Source organism: Protofrankia sp. CiP1_Cm_nod3, assembly GCF_982290655.1.
Genome location: NZ_CEVIVD010000011.1, coordinates 11401 through 14734 on the forward strand (window position 1 = coordinate 11401; position 3334 = coordinate 14734).

At 69.9% G+C, this 3334-nt stretch carries 3 protein-coding genes and 1 tRNA gene; 3 read left to right on the plus strand and 1 reads right to left on the minus strand.

The features are described 5' to 3' along the window. Positions 1–72 precede the first annotated feature (72 nt). Entirely contained in the window at positions 73–1011 is a 939-nt protein-coding gene (locus AC5LUJ_RS04325) for a PDR/VanB family oxidoreductase (protein WP_250292111.1), read from the plus strand. Positions 1012–1827: 816 nt separating this feature from the next. Here the strand turns inward: AC5LUJ_RS04325 and AC5LUJ_RS04330 are convergent. Further along, a tRNA-Asn gene (locus tag AC5LUJ_RS04330) sits at positions 1828–1900 on the minus strand. 289 nt (positions 1901–2189) lie between these two features. Between AC5LUJ_RS04330 and AC5LUJ_RS04335 the strand changes: the two genes are divergently transcribed. Both AC5LUJ_RS04335 and AC5LUJ_RS04340 read left to right on the plus strand, forming a co-directional pair. Then, positions 2190–2489: a P-loop NTPase family protein gene (locus tag AC5LUJ_RS04335; protein ID WP_250282408.1), complete on the plus strand. Its 300-nt coding sequence runs from the start codon at positions 2190–2192 to the stop codon at positions 2487–2489. Positions 2490–2909: 420 nt separating this feature from the next. Further along, positions 2910–3296: a winged helix-turn-helix transcriptional regulator gene (locus AC5LUJ_RS04340; protein WP_493464497.1), complete on the plus strand. Its 387-nt coding sequence runs from the start codon at positions 2910–2912 to the stop codon at positions 3294–3296. Positions 3297–3334 lie beyond the last annotated feature (38 nt).

A 3334-nucleotide genomic window follows, 5' to 3' on the forward strand; every position in this document is an offset into this window, starting at 1 on the left:
AGTTCGGTCGCGTTCTCCTCGAACTGCACCAGCGAAGGACGAACCGCGCAGCAGCCGCCGCAGGAGTAGCTCATGACCGATGACACTCGCGAAGTCGTGGTAACCGAGCGAGTCCAGCACGCCCACGACGTCGTGGGACTCACCCTCGCCGGCCCCTCCGGCGCCGCCCTCCCCGGCTGGCAGGCCGGCGCACACATCGATCTGCTGCTGCCCGAGGGACGCGCACGCCAGTACTCCCTGTGCGGCAGTGACGGGGCCTGGAGCATCGCGGTGCTCAACGCGCCCGACGGCCGTGGCGGATCGGCCTGGATCCACGACAACATCCGCGAAGGCGACGTGATTCAGGTCCGGGGCCCGCGAAACAGGTTTCCACTCGCGGCCGCGCAACGGTACGTCCTCATAGCCGGCGGCATCGGGATCACGCCGATCATCGCCATGGTCCGGGAGCTGGAGCGCCGGGAGAACCAGAACTGGCGGCTGACCTACGGCGGCAGGTCCCGCGAGTCGATGGCCTTTCTGCGCGAGCTCGAGGGCAGGGGTGAGCGCGTGAGCATCGCACCCCAGGACGAGACCGGGCTCATCGACATCCCGGCGGCGCTGGGCCAACCGCGGATCGGGACCGCGGTCTACTGCTGCGGACCAGAACCGCTGCTCAGGGAGGTCGACCGGGCGTGCCGTTCCTGGCCACCCGGGACACTGCACGTCGAGCGCTTCGCTCCGGTCGAGGCCGACGACACGGGCGACCGGCCCTTCGAGGTCGTGGCCGAGCGCTCCGGTGTCACCGTGATCGTTCCCCCTGGCGTTTCCGTGTTGGACGCGCTCGCCGACCAGGGCATCCACATCGCCACCTCATGCGGCGAGGGCGTGTGCGGCACCTGCGAAACCAAGGTGCTGGAGGGCACGGTCGACCACCGGGACTCGCTCCTGACCGAGGAGGAGCGCACCGCCAACACCGTGATGATGGTGTGCTGCTCCCGCGCACGCGGCGCACGACTCGTCCTCGACGTCTGACCACGCCCGCCCTGGCCACCGCGCGACGCCCACATGCCGTGGAAGTTCGGTCGGCGGCATTCGACGGACACGGCCGACGGACACGGCCACCGCCTCGGCCGGATCCTCGCCGGGCAGGTTTTCCGCTGGCAGATCCCACCAGCGGACACGCGATTTCAGGGCCCGTTCTTTCGTCGAGTTCGACAGCGTCCAAAATATTACGGGCAATATGGCCCGCCGGGTCCAAAACATCGCGGGCAAGATGGCCCGCCGGCGACAGCAGGGTGCCGTCGACATTCCACGGAATCGCCGGTGGCCCCACCGGCGTCGCTGCTGTGCGCGTCCGCCGGACATCAGGATCCGATGGTCCTTCCTTTCCGCCGGCCGCACACCACGGGCTGGGTGGGCGAACCGCGCGATGTGCGCATCGTCCAGGATGCGTATGTCGGACACGTCGCACGTTTATGCGCCTGTCCAAAGTGCCGCCCTGGTCGGATGCGTCATCGCCGCGAACACGGGGTTCCATGAGTCCTGACAGCCGGGGCGGTGAGGCTCGCGGCGAGTCTCACCGCCCTCGCCATCATGTGGGCGCTTGGCACCCTCCTCGATCGCCTGAGGATCCGCGGACCAGAAGTTAAGATCGCCTGCCGCGAATGGCTCTGTGATCCACGTCACTCGAGTGGGGTGGCGCCTTGGGCGGTGCGAAGCCCTGCTGATCGGATCGTGAGGCAAGCGAAGATCATCGATCTTCGATGGTCGGATGGGGTAGGGCTGGCGGCCAAAGTGTCACCGTTAAGATGATCACTTAAGGTTTCAAGCCTCTGACCTGGGCCTATGCTCCCGCGACAGGACTCGAACCTGTAACCTGCCGGTTAACAGCCGGACGCTCTGCCAATTGAGCTACGCGGGACCGCGATGCTCCAGACGATAGCGCCGGGAGCATCTGACTGGGCAAGGTTACCTGAGGTTCGCGCGGATGGTTCGAGGGGGTAGGAAACACGGGTCGGTCGGCTGGTTGACCGTCGGCGCGCGGCCGCTCGGGCAGGATGGTCATGGTTGCGGGCGCCTGCCCGTCGTTGTCCGGTGACGGCGGCCGCCGGGTGTGGGATGACGATCGGGCGCGGGTGTGGGCGGCCATGAGCGTTCATGTGTCCGCGAAGGCCGGCAAGAGTGCACAGTGACACCGAGCGGGAGGCAGCATGCACGTCAGACCCGGTTTCATCGTCGGTTTCGGGCTCGGCTACGTGCTGGGGGCCCGCGCGGGCCGGGAGCACTACGACGCGATCATGCGTCAGGCGCGCGCGGTCCGGGAGCGCCCGGAGGTGCAGAGCGCGGCCGGGGTCGTCTCGGCGCAGGCGGGCAGCCTGCTGGAGCGGGCTCGCCGGACGCTCGGGAGCGTCACCGGCCGGGGCGAGCGGGCGGCGCCGGCCGCCGGCACCTTCGCCAGCGCGGCCGGGGCGCACAGCCCGAACGGTTCCGGGGCGATCCGTACGCCCTGACCCGCCCACGCGACCGGACGCCCGTCGGGCCTGGCGCCAGCTCGTCCCCGGGCAGGCAGGCGGATGCCGGACCGGCCGCCACGGGCGGTGGCTGTCCCAGCCAGGTCCGTCCTGGCCGCGGACGCGCGGGCGGCATGTCGCGGCGCGGGCGGCATCGCGGGCGGCCTGCCGTGCCTGGATGGGCCTGCCGGGGCGGGCGCGTTCCGTCCGGGCGGTGTACGCGTGCGGAGCGGGCCCGGGGGAGCGGCTGGCGCTGGCGATGACCCGTGACGGTGCGCGACATGGCGCGTGACAGCATGCGGCGCACCATATGACAGTATGTGACATGCATAATCACAATGTGTGATTTTCTATGTGACGATGCGTCATGCAACATGTGATGTCATACGTCACGTTGAGTAGCAATATGTGATGATGTCCATGGCGGCGGGTGGTATGGCACGTGACGGTGCGCGAGCGGACGCGGGATCCCAGGGCGTGGCCGCGCTGGCCGAGGTGATCGGCCTGCTGGGCAGGCGGCACGCGCTGCCGGTGTTCTGGGCCCTGCGGGACGGGCCGGCGGCGTTCCGCTCCCTTGTGACGCGGCTGGACGCCACCGAGCCGCACCTGTCCCAGCGGCTGCGCGAGCTGCGGGAGGCCGGGATCATCGAGGTGGACGAGGCCGGTGACTACCGGCTGAGTGCCCACGGGCGGCGCCTGCAGGGCGCGCTCGAGCCCCTTGACGGCTGGGCGCGCCAGTGGTCCCGGCTCAGCCCGCGTGGGCGGGTGCCGCGGGGGTCGGCGACCCGCGGCCGCGGGGAGCCGTGACGAGACGCCAGCCACTTTCCCGCCTGGTCTTCCCGCCC